The sequence below is a fragment of the Streptomyces sp. NPDC048603 genome (genome assembly GCF_043199475.1).
Taxonomy (GTDB): Bacteria; Actinomycetota; Actinomycetes; order Streptomycetales; family Streptomycetaceae; genus Streptomyces.
Map to the genome: position 1 here is coordinate 30,989 of NZ_JBICVY010000018.1, position 14,972 is coordinate 45,960.

16 protein-coding genes are annotated in these 14,972 nt (G+C 72.0%); 9 read left to right on the forward strand and 7 right to left on the reverse strand.

The genetic code is table 11. From position 1 onward, the window contains the following. The first annotated feature begins 48 nt into the window (after window positions 1–48). Window positions 49–330 carry a metal-sensitive transcriptional regulator gene (locus ACGFQ9_RS33795; RefSeq protein ID WP_018845516.1) on the forward strand — a complete coding sequence of 94 codons (282 nt, stop codon included), beginning with the start codon at window positions 49–51 and terminating at the stop codon, window positions 328–330. A 57-nt stretch (window positions 331–387) separates the two neighbouring features. On the opposite strand, the gene ACGFQ9_RS33800 is transcribed toward ACGFQ9_RS33795, so the two are convergent. From ACGFQ9_RS33800 to ACGFQ9_RS33815, 4 genes are all read right to left on the reverse strand, one after another. Further along, window positions 388–1,140 (reverse strand): sulfite exporter TauE/SafE family protein, encoded by a 753-nt coding sequence (locus ACGFQ9_RS33800; RefSeq protein ID WP_393579253.1) that lies wholly within the window; start codon window positions 1,138–1,140, stop codon window positions 388–390. Then, window positions 1,137–1,499, reverse strand: coding sequence for a rhodanese-like domain-containing protein (locus tag ACGFQ9_RS33805; protein ID WP_393579254.1), 363 nt, complete (start codon window positions 1,497–1,499; stop codon window positions 1,137–1,139). The genes ACGFQ9_RS33800 and ACGFQ9_RS33805 overlap by 4 nt, the downstream gene beginning before the upstream one ends. A gap of 42 nt (window positions 1,500–1,541) precedes the next feature. Continuing rightward, the gene (locus tag ACGFQ9_RS33810; protein WP_393579255.1) at window positions 1,542–2,918 is read right to left on the reverse strand and encodes a rhodanese-like domain-containing protein; all 1,377 of its coding nucleotides are present in this window, start codon (window positions 2,916–2,918) and stop codon (window positions 1,542–1,544) included. A gap of 383 nt (window positions 2,919–3,301) precedes the next feature. Then, complete coding sequence (locus tag ACGFQ9_RS33815) at window positions 3,302–3,670, reverse strand: transglycosylase family protein (protein ID WP_393579256.1); 369 nt, start codon at window positions 3,668–3,670, stop codon at window positions 3,302–3,304. 451 nt (window positions 3,671–4,121) lie between these two features. On the opposite strand from ACGFQ9_RS33815, the gene ACGFQ9_RS33820 reads away from it, so the two are divergent. The 7 genes from ACGFQ9_RS33820 (at window position 4,122) to ACGFQ9_RS33850 (ending at window position 10,734) form a co-directional block, all read left to right on the forward strand. Then, a complete protein-coding gene (locus ACGFQ9_RS33820; protein WP_393579257.1) occupies window positions 4,122–5,885 on the forward strand; it encodes a S8 family peptidase in 1,764 nt (587 codons plus the stop codon). A 10-nt stretch (window positions 5,886–5,895) separates the two neighbouring features. Continuing rightward, on the forward strand, window positions 5,896–6,171 hold the full coding sequence (locus tag ACGFQ9_RS33825; RefSeq protein WP_393579259.1) for a hypothetical protein: 276 nt from the start codon (window positions 5,896–5,898) through the stop codon (window positions 6,169–6,171). Between the two features lie 430 nt (window positions 6,172–6,601). Then, a complete protein-coding gene (locus ACGFQ9_RS33830; protein ID WP_393579260.1) occupies window positions 6,602–7,273 on the forward strand; it encodes a YdeI/OmpD-associated family protein in 672 nt (223 codons plus the stop codon). A gap of 81 nt (window positions 7,274–7,354) precedes the next feature. Further along, complete coding sequence (locus ACGFQ9_RS33835) at window positions 7,355–7,816, forward strand: DoxX family protein (RefSeq protein ID WP_393579261.1); 462 nt, start codon at window positions 7,355–7,357, stop codon at window positions 7,814–7,816. 96 nt (window positions 7,817–7,912) lie between these two features. Then, a complete protein-coding gene (locus tag ACGFQ9_RS33840; protein WP_393579263.1) occupies window positions 7,913–8,953 on the forward strand; it encodes a hypothetical protein in 1,041 nt (346 codons plus the stop codon). Window positions 8,954–9,120: 167 nt separating this feature from the next. Then, window positions 9,121–9,771 carry an HAD family hydrolase gene (locus ACGFQ9_RS33845; protein ID WP_393579265.1) on the forward strand — a complete coding sequence of 217 codons (651 nt, stop codon included), beginning with the start codon at window positions 9,121–9,123 and terminating at the stop codon, window positions 9,769–9,771. Between the two features lie 528 nt (window positions 9,772–10,299). Further along, a complete protein-coding gene (locus ACGFQ9_RS33850; RefSeq protein WP_393579266.1) occupies window positions 10,300–10,734 on the forward strand; it encodes a PLAT/LH2 domain-containing protein in 435 nt (144 codons plus the stop codon). A gap of 110 nt (window positions 10,735–10,844) precedes the next feature. Here the strand turns inward: ACGFQ9_RS33850 and ACGFQ9_RS33855 are convergent, their stop codons facing one another. Next, window positions 10,845–11,849: a zinc-binding dehydrogenase gene (locus tag ACGFQ9_RS33855; RefSeq protein WP_393579268.1), complete on the reverse strand. Its 1,005-nt coding sequence runs from the start codon at window positions 11,847–11,849 to the stop codon at window positions 10,845–10,847. Between the two features lie 456 nt (window positions 11,850–12,305). Between ACGFQ9_RS33855 and fabG the strand changes: the two genes are divergently transcribed. After that, a complete protein-coding gene (gene fabG, locus ACGFQ9_RS33860) occupies window positions 12,306–13,103 on the forward strand; it encodes a 3-oxoacyl-ACP reductase FabG (RefSeq protein WP_393579270.1) in 798 nt (265 codons plus the stop codon). Window positions 13,104–13,269: 166 nt separating this feature from the next. On the opposite strand, the gene ACGFQ9_RS33865 is transcribed toward fabG, so the two are convergent. Together ACGFQ9_RS33865 and ACGFQ9_RS33870 are read right to left on the reverse strand one after the other, a co-directional pair. Next, a complete protein-coding gene (locus tag ACGFQ9_RS33865) occupies window positions 13,270–13,728 on the reverse strand; it encodes an SRPBCC family protein (RefSeq protein WP_393579272.1) in 459 nt (152 codons plus the stop codon). A gap of 299 nt (window positions 13,729–14,027) precedes the next feature. Beyond that, window positions 14,028–14,915 (reverse strand): hypothetical protein, encoded by an 888-nt coding sequence (locus tag ACGFQ9_RS33870; protein WP_393579274.1) that lies wholly within the window; start codon window positions 14,913–14,915, stop codon window positions 14,028–14,030. Window positions 14,916–14,972: the final 57 nt, after the last annotated feature.

Below are 14,972 nucleotides of genomic sequence, written 5' to 3' on the forward strand. Positions count from 1 at the left end.
CCCTTCGAGGTAGGGTACCCGTGGGGGTATCTCGAAGGAGTGTGGGTTGTGGAACTGGCGATGGCGGCTGAGGAACTGAAGACGGTGGTCAACCGGCTGCGCCGGGCGCAGGGCCAGATCGCCGGTGTGATCAAGATGATCGAGGAGGGGCGGGACTGTGAGGACGTGGTCACGCAGCTCGCGGCGGCGTCCCGGGCCCTGGACAAGGCAGGTTTTGCCATCATCGCGACCGGCCTTCAGCACTGCCTGACCGATGCGGACATGGCTGCTTCCGGTGACCGGGAGCAGATGCGTGCCCGGCTGGAGAAGCTGTTCCTTTCTCTGGCCTGAGTTGTTCTCCGGCCTGAGCCCTGGCCCTGGTCTCGTGGCACCCGCCCGCCTGGCCCGTCAGCTGAGGGCGTCGACGAGCATGAAGGCCGCCACGGCCAGCAGCACGACGGCGAAGGCGCGCTGAAGCAGCATGCCGGTGACCTTGGCGGCCAGGCGTTTGCCGTCCCACGCCCCGAGGATCGCCGCCCCGGCGAAGGGGCCGATCACCGCCCAGTCGATGCCCGTAGTGGTGGCGCCGCGTGTGGCCAGCGAGACGATCGAGTTCGCCGAGATGACCAGCAGGCTGGTGCCGGCGGCAGCCTGCATCTCGAACGCCTGCAGGGTGACCAGGGCCGGGACGGTGAGGAAGCCTCCACCGACGCCCAGCAGACCGGTCAGCGCGCCCAGTCCGGCACCGGTGCCGACTGCCCTGACGGGCCCTGCTCCGCCGGCCGGCGGGTCGGTGGCGGCGCGGCCGGGGCAGAACATCCTGACAGCGGCAAGGAAGGCGATGGCCGCGAACGCCGCGGTCAGCACGGACTGGGGCAGGCGGGATGCGGCGGCTCCGGCTGCCGCGGCGGGCAGGAGTCCGGCCGCGGCGAAGAGGGCGCCGGCCTTCCAGCGGACGCTGCCGGCGCGGGCGTGGGCATACAGGGCGGTGAGCGAGGTGGCGGTGACGATGACCAGGCCGGCGGTGGTGGCGGCGGCAGGCGTGAAGCCGAGCAGGTAGATCAGCGCGGGCACCGCCAGGACGGTGCCGCCCCCGCCCAGCGCGCCGAGCGCGAGTCCGACCGCGGCCCCCGCGATCAGGGCCAGTATCAGCGCAGTCACGCTATGACACCGCCGCCGCCTCCCTGACCGGTGACCGGCAGGCCGGCACGTGCCCAGGCGGTCATGCCGTCGGTGACGTCCGTGGCCTGGACGCCGCGTCCGGCCAGCAGCTTGGCCGCCTGCCGGGAGCGGTGACCGGATCGGCAGATCGTGACCACCGGCTTGCCCTGCGCGGCTGCCGGGAGCGGTGCCCCGGCCATCAGGCGGGAAAGCGGCAGGTGCAGCGCGCCGGGCGCGTGCCCGGCGTTCCACTCCGGTGTTTCGCGGACGTCCAGCAGAACGGCGGTTCCGTCGCCGGTCTGCTGATGGGCCTGCCGGGGGGTGAGGCGGCCGGGGCCGCGGCGGAAAGGCGAGAACATCGTTGGATCACTTTCGTGCGGAGGGCGCGGAAAGGGGGCGTGTCAGTCGGTGGCATCGGGGCGTGTGAGGGCCAGTCCCGCCTCGACGGCCGCGTCGAACCCGTCGTCGACGGCGACCACGTGGCGGCCGGCGGCATCGAGCAGGGAGGCTGCGATCGCCGCGCGCATGCCGCCGGCGCAGTGCACCCACACGGTCCCGGGCGGTATCTCTCCCAAGCGGCCGCGCAGCTCGTGGACCGGGATGTGTACCGAGCCGTCGACGAACCGGCCCGCACGCTCGGAGTTCCGGCGTACGTCCAGCACCACCACCTGCTCGCCGCGTCCGAGCACACCGGCGAGGTCGGCGAAGCGGGCACGCGGGAAGGAGACGAGTTCCTCGCCCGCGCGGACCCAGGCCGCCGGATCGCCCGTGGCGACGGCTTCCGGGCGGTCGATACCCACCCGTGCCAGCTCCCGCTGCGCCTCGGCGACCTGTCCGGGTGTTTCGGCGAGCAGGGTGACGGGCTTGCCCCACGGGATCAGCCAGGCCAGGTAGGTGGCGAGCTTGCCCTCGCCCTCGAAGTTGAACGATCCGGCCACGTGTCCCTCGGCGAAGGCCATGCGGCTGCGCAGGTCCACGACCCACTCACCCGCGGCGAGCCGGGCAGCGATCTCCTCGGCGTCCGCACGCCTCGGCGGGGTGAGGTCGACCGGTGCGGGGCCCGCGGCGTTGGCCGGGCCCATGTGCGCGTAGTAGGCGGGCACGTCGTCGAGCCCGGTGAGCATCCGGGCGACGAAGGTGTCCACGTCCAGGGTCAGTGCGTCGTTGCTCGTGCGCTCCTTGCCGATGGTGGTCGTGTCCCCCTCGGCCTGGGAAGAGGAGCAGAAGCTGCCGAACCCGTGGGTGGGCAGCACCGGCACCTCGTCGTCCAGCTCGTCGGCCAGGCGGTGGGCGGAGGCGTGCTGGGCGCGGGCCAGCTGCTCGGTCAGCCGGGGCTCGACCAGGTCCGGGCGGCCCACGGTGCCGATGAGCAGCGACCCGCCGGTGAACGCCGCCACGTCGCGCCCGTCCTCGGTGAGGGCGTAGGAGGTGTGGTGCGGGGTGTGCCCGGGAGTGGCGATGGCGCGCAGCACCAGGCCCTCGTCCACCGTCACGGTGTCGCCGTCGGCGACGGGAGTGCGGGCGAACGACACGTGTGCCCCGGCCGGCACCAGGTAGCGGGCGCCGGTGACCCGGGCCAGCTCCAGGCCGCCGGTCACGTAGTCGTTGTGGACATGGGTCTCGGCCACGAAAGCGATGCGCACTCCGCGGCGGGCCGCTGCGGCCATGACCTGGTCGATGTCGCGCGGCGGGTCGATGGCCACCGCGGCAGCGGGCCCGCCGGCCAGGTAGCTGCGGTTGCCCAGGCCCTCGAATTCCAGCGTGTCGACGAAGAACACGACTCACGACTCCTCTCCAAAGGTGTACCCCGGGGGGTATCTGTCGCCCACCCTAACAGCTATACCCGGGGGGGTATTCCTGGAGTGGAAACCGCCCCTGGTCAGGACGGCACCTTCGACCGGCCTCGAACACCACGGGCACCTGGCTCCGCGCGACCGGCGGGCGGCCGGACACCACCGTCCGGGGAGGCGGGCCGAGCCTCCCTCCCCGGCTCCGCGGTGATCACCACGATCGCGCCGTGTGTCCGTGCGAGGCCCGCCGTCCGCCGCCCGCCCTCCGCCGTCCGGCCGCGTCTCAGGACGGACGCCGCCCCCGGCGGTCGGCCGAGCGCTCCGGCAGTCAGGGACCACCGATGTGGTCCGGGCCCCGGTGAGCCCCCGGGCTACCGCCGGCCGCGGGCGCAGGACCAGGCCCCCATGCCCTGCATCGCGGCCAGCCTTCTGGCGATGGCGATCTGCTGCCGCTTCGTGGCCAGGTCGGCTCGGGCGGCATACCTGTGGCCCCCGGCGGCCTTCCAGCTCGACCGGGTGAACTGCAGGCCGCCGTAGTGCCCGTTGCCGGTGTTGGCGCGCCAGTTCCCCCCGGACTCGCACCGGGCGATCGCGTCCCAGTCGGCGCGGGGTTTCGACCGGTGGCCGACCGCGTTCGCTGCCGGACCGGTCAGCGCGGCCTGGCTCATGAGCACTGCGCAGAGCAGGCCCAGCAGGGCGGCGGTGCTCCTGGTTCGCAGGCCGTCCTTGGAACGAGACATCAGCACTCCTCAGCTCTCAGGCGGACCGCTCCCGCAGGCCGGGCCGGTCCCGCTCACGGCCGTGGGCCGTGCAGGCAGGACAGCACGCTTCCGCGCCCGCACCACGCCCCTGTCGGCGGGCGAACGAGTGATGTCAGCCGTACGGCGCCCTTCCAGGGCGTCCGCGGCCGGCGAGGTCGGACGATTCACTGCCTCGGCGGCTTCCTCAACAGCCGTTCCTGCGGTCGCATGTCCTGGCGCCTCCCGGCCGGCGGTGTCTCGTGGGCCGGCACGCCGGACTGGCTCGCGCGGCGGACGCCGGCCGCCGCCGCCCGGCATTCGCCCGCCCCGTTCCCGCCTGCGCAACCAATCGAGTGACGTCCGCCGGCGGGGGCATGTCGGCCGTGCACCGGCACTTGCCCGCGGTCAAGGCTGGGAGCACCACCTCGACGAGCCTGAAGGACGAGCGGCGATGGACTACACCAAGCTGGCGCCTCCGTTGGCAGCGGCGTACGAGCGTTACCAGCATGAGGGCGGCAGGCGCGAGCCCCTGCTCAGGCAGGCCCGGATGCTCGGCCTCGTCTCCGTCCGGGAGCGAGCCAAGCCCCTGCGCGTCGTGGTCACCCTCGAATGCGACCCGGACGCCATCGTCAACGGCGGTCTCGGCGACGGCATCGTTCTCAATGAGGGCGGCAAGAAGGTCCGAACCGCCATCGTCGACATCGACGCGCTCGAACGGCTCAGCGAGCACCCCGGCATCAAGCGCATCGTGCCCGCCAACCGGCTGCGCCCGTACATGAACCTCGCACAGCAGAAGGCCGGCGTGTCCCAGTTCCGGACGAACTCCGGACTGACCGGCAAGGGCGTCATCATCGGCATCGTCGACACCGGCATCGACCCGCAGCACCCGGCCTTCACCGGGCGCATCGAACGGATCTGGGACCAGACCGTGCGCAGCGGCACCGGAGTACCGGAGGGCCGCTACGGAGCGGAGTTCGCCAATGCCGGGATGGCCATGGCCACCCTGTCCCGCGACGACGAGGGCCACGGAACGCACGTCGCCGGCATCGCCGCCGGTGCGGAGGGTATCGCCCCCGAGGCGCGGCTGGTGATCGTGAAGACGGATTTCGACGACGCCCACATCGTCGACGGAATCCAGTACGTCTTCCGCGTCGCCCGCGACTTGGACATGCCGGCGGTCGTCAACCTCAGCCTCGGCGGCCACTTCGACGCGCACGACGGCACCGACACGATGTCCCGGTCGATCGAGGAGGAGTGCGGCCCGGGCCGCATCGTGGTCTGCGCCGCCGGAAACGAGGGTGACGACGACATCCACGCCCGGATCACCGTCCCGCAGGGTGCCACCCGCCAGATCCCCTGCCACCCCGGCGTCTTCCGCGGCGAACCGGACGTGTTCCTGCTCAACGGCTGGTACGCGGGCAGTGACCGGCTCGAGATCGCCATGGCCTCCCCGACCGGCGCAACGACACCCTTCCAGCCCGTACGGAACACGGAGCGGCCGAGCGAGGTCTTCGACCTCCCGGGGGGCAAGGTCCAGATCACCACGCCGGGCCCCAACCCGGCGAACGGCGACATCAACTTCTTCGTCCAGGTCGAGCCGGAGATCATCGGCGGTCCCGCCAACGCCGGGCCCGGAAGGTGGCGGCTGCTGCTCCGCGGCGCGAACGTCACCAGCGGCAAGGTCGACGTCTGGATGCTCGGCCGCGCCGACGCCAGGCCGCAACCGCAGTTCAGCGGATCTGCCGTGCACGACGCCTTCAAGGTCGGGTCGCCCGGCGCCGCCACGTCGGCGATCACCGTGGCCGCCTTCACCACCCGTACCGAGTGGACGGACATCGACGGCATCGACCGGGAGGCGACCTGGTTGGAACTCGGCGACATCGCGAGCTTCAGCAGCGAGGGCCCGCGCCGGGACGGGGCGCAGAAGCCCGACATCACCGCCCCGGGCGCCATGATCGTCTCAGCGCTCTCCCGGGACGCCCTCGACCTGGAGCCGGCCTTCGTCACGGACGATCAGCACGTGGCGCTCCAGGGCACCAGCATGGCCTCCCCCTTCGTCGCGGGGCTCGCCGCCCTGATCCTGGAGCGTGATCGCGGCTGCGACCCGCGGAAGCTGATGGAACTCCTCCGGGAGAACGCGGCCGTCCCCGGCGCCGCCCCGGGCAGCTTCGACCCCAAGTGGGGCCACGGCCTCATCAACGCCACCAACCTCTGAGCACCGAACAGTGGACTACCGGAAACTCGACACCCTGCTCGCCATGGCCGTCGACGCCGAGGGCCGCGCTCCCCAGGCCCGGGACATGCTGGTGCTCGTAAGGCTGACCGAACCGCCTTCACCGGCTCAGCTCGCGCACCTCCAGAGCCGAGGCGTCGACGGTGCCGCCGCACCCGAGCGCACGGTCATGACGGGAACCCTCTCCCGGGAGGACGTCGAAGCCCTTTCCGAGCAGCAGTGGGTCCTCTCCCTGGCCCTGTCCGCGACCCGCAACCCGACCACATGAGCGCACCGCCCCTGCCCGCACCACGACCACATCGACCCGCACGACCGCCCCGAGCCCGATCTGCGAACCCACCGCCGCCCCATCGGCATTTTGGACAGAGGGTGGTCCTCCGGCAGTTCCTCGATTCGCCCGGCCAAGAGATTCCGCTGGTCAGAGACGGCCGTCAGTGAGTCGGCCAAGCTCGGGAGGATCAACGCGGCCGCATCGGTCCCCGGGACCGTCATGGCCGGTTCGTTAGAGGGTCGAGCTCGACCAGTACGCCGCCGTCGATGCCCTCGGCCAGGTCGAGCACGCCGCGGTAGGACCCGTCGGCGCCGGCCCGCACGGTGAGCCGTTCCCGGCCGTGCGTCGCCGGGCGGCGGATCTACGTCTCCGGACCGGTCAGGAATCGAGAAGCCCCGGCAGCCGCCCGGCCCCTAGCGTGATGGTCATGGCAAGCACGACTCCCACCACGGCCCGCACGTCCCTCGCGTCCGTCACCCTCGAGGCGGCCGACCAGGTGGGCACGGACCCGGAAGGCGGCACCTTCGCCGACCCGGACGGCTATGCCTGGACGGCCTACAGCACCCAGGGAACCGACCAGCCCTACACCGAATGGCCGCGATCTCTTGCCGCACGGACGCGAGCCGGATCCGCGGTGAGCCGGCAGAACAACAGGAGGAAGACCATGAAGTTTCGGGCGCACGTCGAGCCACCCGAGCCCATGCGGGGCCTGGAGGTTCCGCCCGAGTTGGTGGCAGCGCTCGGCGGGGGCGCGCGGCCGCCGGTGACGATCACGGTCAACGGGCATTCCTGGAAGAGCCGGGTCGCCATCCTGCGGGGCCGTCACCTGCTCGGTCTCAGCAAGGCCAACCGGCAGGCCGCGGGTGTCGAGATCGGCGAGGAGGTCGAGGTCGAGCTGGAGCTCGACACCGAGTCGCGCGTCGTCGTGGAGCCCCCGGACTTCGCCCGGGCCCTGGACGACGACCCGGTCGCCCGGGCCGCGTACGACACCCTCACCCACAGCCGCAAGCACGAGCACGTGCGCGCCATCGAGAACGCGAAGCGGCCCGAGACGCGCCGACGGCGCATCGAGAAGGCCATCGCCACCCTGCGGGGCTGACGCCCGAAACCAAGGCCTCCGGCCGCACTGAAATTGCCGTGCGAAGGCCTGCACCTGCCCATTCCTCCTGAAGGGACATGTATGTCGAAGCGACTCATGACCGGTCTGTACTGGTTCCTGGCCTTTGAGTTCGCGCTGGGCGCCGTGACCAAGTTCTGGCCGGGCGACACGATCTTCAGCTCGGCGTACTCCGCGAAGTTCGCCGACTGGGGCTATCCGTCCTGGATGCGCTTCGTGGTCGGTGCCCTGGAGGGTGCAGCCGCCGTCCTGCTGGTGATCCCCGACAAGCGAACACGCTTCCTGGGTGCCACGACGCTGATGTTCGTGCTCACCGGCGCGGTCACCACCCACATCGTGAACCACGACCCGGCGGTGGAGAGCTGGGCCGCGCCGACCCACCTGCTCATCATGGGCGTCCTTGCGCTGGCCAGTTGGCCTGCCGACTGGAGAGATCTCCTGCGGGCTCCTGCCGCGCCGACAGCCCGAACCCCGCGTCCATCCAACGAAACGACAAGGTTGGAGCACCTTGGAGGGAACCCCTGACCTGAACCGACCCCGCGGCGGCCTGGTCCGTGCCCGCAAGGCCCTGGCCTCGATGCCGGTGGAACCGGTCGACCTGGTCGATCGTCGGTTACGGATGTGACTGAAGTGACGTCCTCGCTGCCTGCCGACCACCGCGAACTGATCTCCGACCTGTCCGGGATCGTGAGCGACTACCCCTATACAGATCCCGAGTTGACCCTCGCCGTCCTCGCCGCCGACGCGACGGAGGCGATCGGCCGCGATACCACCGCGGAGAGCCGCCGGGAGCGGACCGGGTACACGATCCTCCTGCATGCCACCTGCTGGTACGTCTCCGCACGCGTCTTCAGCAAGTCCCTTTTCGCGTCGTACACACAGGCCCTGGAGGGGTTTTGTGCGCAGTTGGACCAGGCTTCCTGCGCCTGCCCGGCCGACGCGCACCCCGCTGACCTGGACTCCGAGTACGCGGTCGAGGCCGGGGTGAGCATGCTGACCGAGGACGGACGGGCCGTATTCGCCGAGGACTACGGGCTCGACGAGCAGGAGCTGGCGGCGTTCGACTGTGAAGGGTTCCTCACGGAGCTGGTCGACGAGGCCCTGGGCGGCTTGCGCGAGGCGCATCAGGAGCTCTTCGGGGGCATCGACGTCTCCCATCTGGACGCCCGGTTCGTCCGGGACGACGGCGGCACCGACATCGTCGCCATGCAGGAGGCGATCCGCCGCACCTGGGAGGACAACACCGGCCCGGTCGCCCTGTGGTCCGCCCGCCGCTGGCTGACCGGGCAGGTGCGGGAGGAGGAGCGGATCGGCCTGTTCCTGTGCCTGTGGATGGGCATCGCCCAGTCGTACGGGGGTCTGCCGCCCTCCTACGCTCGCGATCTGGCCGCCGCGCTCACCACCATCGACCTGGACGTCTGCTGCGAGCACGAGCGCCACCCCTGGTCCACCGCCGATTCCACCGTGCAGTCCCGGTACCGCGCTGTGGTCCACCTGTGCGCGCCGGACGACCACCCCGACACCCCGGTACCCGCCGAACTCGCGGCCCGTGAGCTGTGGGAGTGCCCGGTGCAGTACGCCGAGTTGGCGCGGAAGGCATTGAAGGACCTGCAGGCATGGCGCACCATGCGCGGCGGCGACGACGAGGACTGGGAGGACTGAACGGTACGAGGCCGCTCGGAAGTCTGAGCTCCCGGCACGAGGCTCTTCACGTCATCACAGCCCTGCCCGATCACCGACAGGGATCCGCCCCGGCTCGGCGCCCGGCTCCGGCACGGACAAGGGGTGCCCCCGTGATCCCCTCGCACCCGGACACTTAGCCTGCGAGAATGATGAAGCCGATAGAACTTGTCATCTTCGACTGCGACGGCGTCCTGGTCGACACCGAACGCCTCGCCGTACGCCTCCAGATCGCCCTCGGAGCCGAGCTGGGCTGGCCGCTCACCGCCGACGAGGTGGTCGAACGTTTCATCGGGCGTGCCGAGGAGTCGATCGTCGGTCAGATCGCCGAGCGGCTCGGCGAGGAGACCGCCGCGCTCTGGTGGAGCCGACTGCTCCGGCGCCACCGGGACGCCGTCGATCTCGGCCTCGACCCGGTGGACGGACTGCCGGAGGCACTCGCCGCCCTCACCCTGCCGACCTGCGTCGCCTCCAGCGGCTCCCACGAGAAGATGCGTCACACCCTGGGCCGCACCGGCCTCTACGACTTCTTCGAGGGCCGGATCTACAGCGCGAGCGAGGTACCCCGCGGCAAACCCGCGCCCGACCTCTTCCTGTACGCCGCCCGGCGGATGGGCGTCGACCCGGCGGCGTGCGCGGTGGTCGAGGACAGCGGACCCGGCGTCGCGGCGGCGCGGGCGGCGGGGATGCGGGCCTTCGGCTACGCCGGAGGCCCGACGCCCGCCGCACGGCTCGAAGGCCCGGACACCGTCGTCTTCGACGACATGCGACGGCTGCCGGACCTGCTCGCCGGGCGATGACGCGAGTCCGCGGCTTCGACGAGGGCTGAGGGCCGTGAGGTGTCCACTTGTTGGGCATCAAGATCATCGACGAGTGGGTGTGCTCTAGGGTGCCCGGCGGCAGGCAGAGCGAGAGAACGGGGAGGCAGGACGGTGACGTGGGACGGCCGTGGGCCCGCTGATCAGCAGCCGTGGGATCCGGAGGCGACCGAGTTCCTGCCGCGGGCGGCTCCGCAGCCGGTAGGAACGGGGCAGTGGCCCGAACCGGTTGCGGGCATCGCGGACACCCGGCCTCTCCCACGGGTCGACCACGCACCGCCACCACCCGTTTCACACGTACGGACTGAGGTGCGAGGCCGGCGCGCCAGGAGCCGGCAGCGGCACGTGCCCCGCGCCGTTTGGGGTGCTGCCGCCCTGGCTGCCTGCGCGGCGGGTGGCCTCGTGGTCGGCGCCGTAGCCGCCGAGCCTGCCGAGCACACCGCAGCCACCGCGCCGTCAACCGCGCCGTCAACCGCGCCGTCAGCGGCCCCCGCGTCATCGGAGCCGAGCATGCCCGCGCCACGCAGGACGGGCCGCATCGCCTACGAGGTCACCGTGGCGACGGCGGACGCCGTCGGGGCCGGAACCGACAGCGACGTGCAGGCACGGATCAGCGACGTATCGGGCCGGACCTCGGCGTGGACGGTTCTGGACACGAGCGGCCACGACGACTTCGAGGAGGGCGGCAAGGACACGTACCTCATCGCTGCTCCGCCGGACTTCGGCCGCCCGGCTTCGCTGCAGTTGTGGAAAGGCGGGCACGATGCCTGGGCCGTGGAGGCCGACGTCCGCGTCGCAGGGCCCGACCGCTACGAGTCGGTGTGGCGCCCCGCAGAGCCCGCGTCCCGCCTGTGGATTACCGGTGGCGAGAGTCCGCCCGCGGACGGCTCGCCCGTGTTCACCGCCTACACCCCGGACGGGACGCTCTCCACGAGCCGGCGTTGAGGCGTGTTGTGCAAACGGGCCGCGGGCCCGGGAGAACGGGACCGGAATTCCGCGTCGCAGGACGCCCGGCGAGCAGAGTGCCGCCACCGACGGGCCGACGGCAGGGCACCCTAGGGCTCCAGGACCACCTTGCCCATCGTGCCCCGGCGCTCCAGCGCGCGGTGTGCCGCGGCCGCCTCGGAGAGGGGGAAGCGATGGACGGCCGGTACGAGGCGGCTCGCGGCCGCCTCGGCCAGGGCGCGGGTCTCCAGTACCCGCACGGGGTTGTCGCCGCCGGCCCTGCCGAGCATCGCCGGGCCGAGCACGGCCTCGGAGGTTATCCCGCGCGCCGCGAGCTCCTCCTCGGTGAACGTCAGCGGGCCTCCTTCGTGCATGCCACCGCTGGACCAGCCGAACACGAGGTGCTGTCCGCCCGGGCCGAGGAGGTCCACGGCGGAGCGGCCGGGATCGCCGCCGACCGAGTCGAAGACCACGGTGGCCCGGCGCTCGCCGAGGAATGCGCGGACCCGTTCGGGCCAGTCGGGGAGGTTGTAGTCCACCGAGAGGTCGGCGCCGTTCGCCGCCACCGCGGCCGCCTTCACCGGGCCGCCGGCCAGGCCGACGACGGTGGCGCCGGCGTTGCGGGCGTACTGGACCAGCAGAGTGCCGATGCCGCCGGCAGCGGCCGGGACGAGCACCACCGACTCCGGGCCGAGGACGACGAACTGCAGTATGCCCATCGTGGTCCGGCCGGTACCGATCATGGCGACGGCCGCGGCGGCGTCGAGGCCGGCCGGGATCTCGTGCAGCCGCGCCGCTTCGGTCACGGTGAACTCGGCGTACCCGCCGGGGGCAGTGCCCAGGTGGGCGACGACCCGCTTGCCGAGCCAGCCGGGGTCGGTGCCCTCGCCGACCGACTCAACGGTGCCGGCCACCTCGCGGCCAGGGATGGTGGGCAGTTCGGGGAGGGCCGGGAGGGGGCCCCGGTGGCCCTCGCGCAGCGCGGTGTCGAGGAGGTGCACGCCGGCTGCGGCGACGGCGATGCGGACCTGGCCGGGCCCCGGCACGGGGTCCTCGGCCTTCTCGTGGACGAGGTTCTCGGCGGGGCCGAAGGCGTGCAGGCGGACCGCGTGCATGGGGGCTCCTGGTGCTTGCGCGGGGCGGTTGTGGGCTTGGGCGAGTTGTGCGCGTACGATCCAACGCCCTCAAGTCCGCTTGAGGTCAACCCCCGGCGGCGCCGGTCCGGCCGGGACGGCACGAGGACCGTTGCTCCGGGACGGTGCCAGGACAGCCGGCGACCGGCGATCGACGGGTCCGCCGCGGCTGCGCCACCGGTGTGACCGAGTGCTTCAGTAGGCGAGTTCAGCATCTCGCTCGGAAGCCGTCGCCGGGAGCGGCCACCGGCTCATGCGCCGGTCGTGGAGGGCCTGTCGACCCGCGCCCCTCCCGTGCCGAACCCACGCCATGCAGGCCAAACGTTCGTCCGTTCGGGGTGGAATACGCCCCACGCATCGGATGTCTCACTACGGTGGTCACCGCCCCGACCGATCCGATGTCGGGATGCGGACCGACGGCACGGCGAGGTACGGCACATGACGATGACCCACTGGCAGGACCGGTCCGTGATCGTGACGGGCGGGACGCGGGGCATCGGGAGGGGGATCGCGGAGCTGTTCGCGCGGCGCGGCGCGGCTGTCCTGTTGACGGGCCGTACCGCGTCGGTCGCCACCGAGGTGGCGCGCGAGGTCGCCGAGTCCACCGGGGGCCGCGTCTCCGGGATGGGGGTGGACCTGAGGGACCCGCAGGCGATCGAGGACATGGCGGCCGAGGCCGAAGACCGCCACGGGCAGCTCGACGTGCTCTGCGCGAACGCGGGCATCTTCCCCGAGAAGCCACTGAGCCAGATGACGGCGGCCGATGTCGACGAGGTCCTGGCCGTCAACCTGCGCGGGACGATCCTGGCTGTTGGGTCCTGCATGCCCTCCATGCGGCGGGCGGGCCGGGGTCGTATCGTACTCACCTCGTCGATCACCGGCCCCACCACGGGTTACGCGGGATGGTCCCACTACGGGGCGAGCAAGGCCGGGCAGCTGGGATTCCTTCGCGGTGCCGCTCTGGAGCTGGCCCCGTACGCCGTCACGGTCAACGCCGTGCTGCCCGGCAACATCCGCACCGAAGGCCTGGCGGCACTGGGTGAGCCCTACCTGCGCCGGATGGCGGCCTCGATCCCGCTGGGCAGGCTCGGGGAGACCGCGGACATCGCGCACGCGGTGCTCTTCCTCGCCTCGGACGAGGCCGCGTTCATCACCGGCCAGACGCTCACCGTCGACGGCGGCCAAACCCTCCCGGAGTCCCTCGACGCCTTCACCCCCGCCCCCGCCATCCACTGACCGGGCCACCGCCCCATGCACCGATCCCTGGCTCGGGGCGGGTGGGCCCGGCTACCGGTTCGCAGCTCCAGGAGGTCCAGGCCCCCGCACTCAGACCGTGTGATCGGTGGCCGGTGATGTCGGGCAGGCGCGCGCAGCTCGAACTCGCGGCGAGGTCCCGGCGGTGTCAGCCCGGCTCGACGGCCGCCTCCGTCGCCGCCTTGATCCGGGACCCGAAGGCGCCGGCGTCCTTCCGGGCGGCGGCGACAGCAAGGCCGACGAGCAGTTTCCCGAGCCCGTGCCCCTCGAGGACGTTGAAGATCCGGACCCGGGTCCCGCCGCCGGGCAACGCCTCCAGGTCGTAGCCGCCTTCGCGCACCGCCACGGCGTTCTTCGACTCCTCGGTCCACCGGATCCGCACCGGAGGTTCGAAGGCGGTGATGCGGAATTCCCGGCTGGTCTTCATCCCGGCATCCTTCACAGTGCTCCGGAAGATCGTCCCCAGGGCGGTCGGGGCATCGGGAACGCGCTCGATCCGGAGCACCCGGGGGCTGAACTCCGGATCGTTGCGGCCGTCGGCGAGATAGGCGAACACCCTGTCGATCGGTCGGCCGATGTCCGTCGCCGCTTCGAACTGTCCTGACACGCCCACTCCCGACCAGTTGCCCGGAACCTCACCATGTGTGCACGGCGACAACAGACAGTACGCGGGACCGCGGCCTCCGGAGCCACCGGCACGCACGACCGAACCGATTGCCCGACTCGACTCCTCGTACCCACTCGCGCTGTAGCGCGTCGAGCAGCTCCCACCGGACGCCCCGGTTGGTGCCGGAGCCGCTCCACAAACCCTCCGTAGTCGATGATCTTCGCCACCGGTGGAAGGCCATACCCGACCTTCCCGGCGGTGATCCGCTGCGCCAGGGGGTGTCGACCACGACGGAGGCATCACCGCCTGACCGTGAGCAGGAGCGGCGACCGGACGCCGAGGCCGGCGCTGATGTCGGCGATCACCTCGCCGAGCCATCCGATGGCGTCCACCGTCCACTCCGCGAGCTCACCGCGCAGGACCACGCCGTGCAGGGGCGGGCCGTTCCAGAAGCGGTCGTCGAACGGCGGAGGGATGACGGCACCCTGGCCGCCGGCGCCCTTGCCGACGACTTCGTGGCCGACGACCTCCTGACCCACGACCTCGTGCGACCGGTAGCCGAACACGTCCTGGGCCCAACGGGCGACGCCGTCGGCGAGCTGCTGTGCGACGGCGGGAACCGCACGGTCCTGGCCGCTGTTGATGTCGATCTCCACCGCGGTCGCCGCTTCCGGGGCACACTCGGCGAACCATTCCTTCGTCCGCACAGCCGGCACCGGCGCGTACGGCGGGCGCGTCGCGAAGCCGAGCCCCTGCACCGGCAGGAGGAGCTGGACCGCGGAGAGGTACGCAGTGCCGGCTCTGGCGGTGGCGGCCTCGGCGCACCGCAGGAACGGCTGTACCGGCAGGGGCCGGTCGTCCGCGATCACGCCGGCCTCAACCTGGAACCACGAGATCAGCCCCGCCCCGGCAGCGGCGAGCGGGTGGCTCCACCCCGCGTCGTTCATCCCCCACAGCCCCGGAGCCCGGACCATGCCGTCCTCGGAACCCCCGCCCGCCGACGTGTCGTCGAGCCAGCCCATGGCGATCGACCGGTGATGGAAGAGCGCATATGCGTCGAGCTCCGACTCGGGCGCGCGCCAGGCGTGCGGAACCAGCGTGCCGTAGAGCGCGGCGAACATGGTCCCCGCGCTCCGCCGTGCCGTGGGCGCGACACCGGGCTCCCCTGTGTTGCTGTGCTTCGGCACGCTGGATCCTCCCGGTTGCCGCGTCGCAGCCGCCGTGGACCCGTGACTCAGCAGACC

Bases quoted from the DNA above. Each gene is read 5' to 3' on its own strand.
- ACGFQ9_RS33805 (WP_393579254.1), bottom strand. From the start codon at position 1,499: ATGTTCTCGCCTTTCCGCCGCGGCCCCGGCCGCCTCACCCCCCGGCAG.
- ACGFQ9_RS33815 (WP_393579256.1), bottom strand. From the start codon at position 3,670: ATGTCTCGTTCCAAGGACGGCCTGCGAACCAGGAGCACCGCCGCCCTG.
- ACGFQ9_RS33820 (WP_393579257.1), top strand. From the start codon at position 4,122: ATGGACTACACCAAGCTGGCGCCTCCGTTGGCAGCGGCGTACGAGCGT.
- ACGFQ9_RS33830 (WP_393579260.1), top strand. From the start codon at position 6,602: ATGGCAAGCACGACTCCCACCACGGCCCGCACGTCCCTCGCGTCCGTC.
- ACGFQ9_RS33835 (WP_393579261.1), top strand. From the start codon at position 7,355: ATGTCGAAGCGACTCATGACCGGTCTGTACTGGTTCCTGGCCTTTGAG.
- ACGFQ9_RS33845 (WP_393579265.1), top strand. From the start codon at position 9,121: ATGATGAAGCCGATAGAACTTGTCATCTTCGACTGCGACGGCGTCCTG.
- ACGFQ9_RS33850 (WP_393579266.1), top strand. From the start codon at position 10,300: ATGCCCGCGCCACGCAGGACGGGCCGCATCGCCTACGAGGTCACCGTG.
- ACGFQ9_RS33855 (WP_393579268.1), bottom strand. From the start codon at position 11,849: ATGCACGCGGTCCGCCTGCACGCCTTCGGCCCCGCCGAGAACCTCGTC.
- fabG (WP_393579270.1), top strand. From the start codon at position 12,306: ATGACGATGACCCACTGGCAGGACCGGTCCGTGATCGTGACGGGCGGG.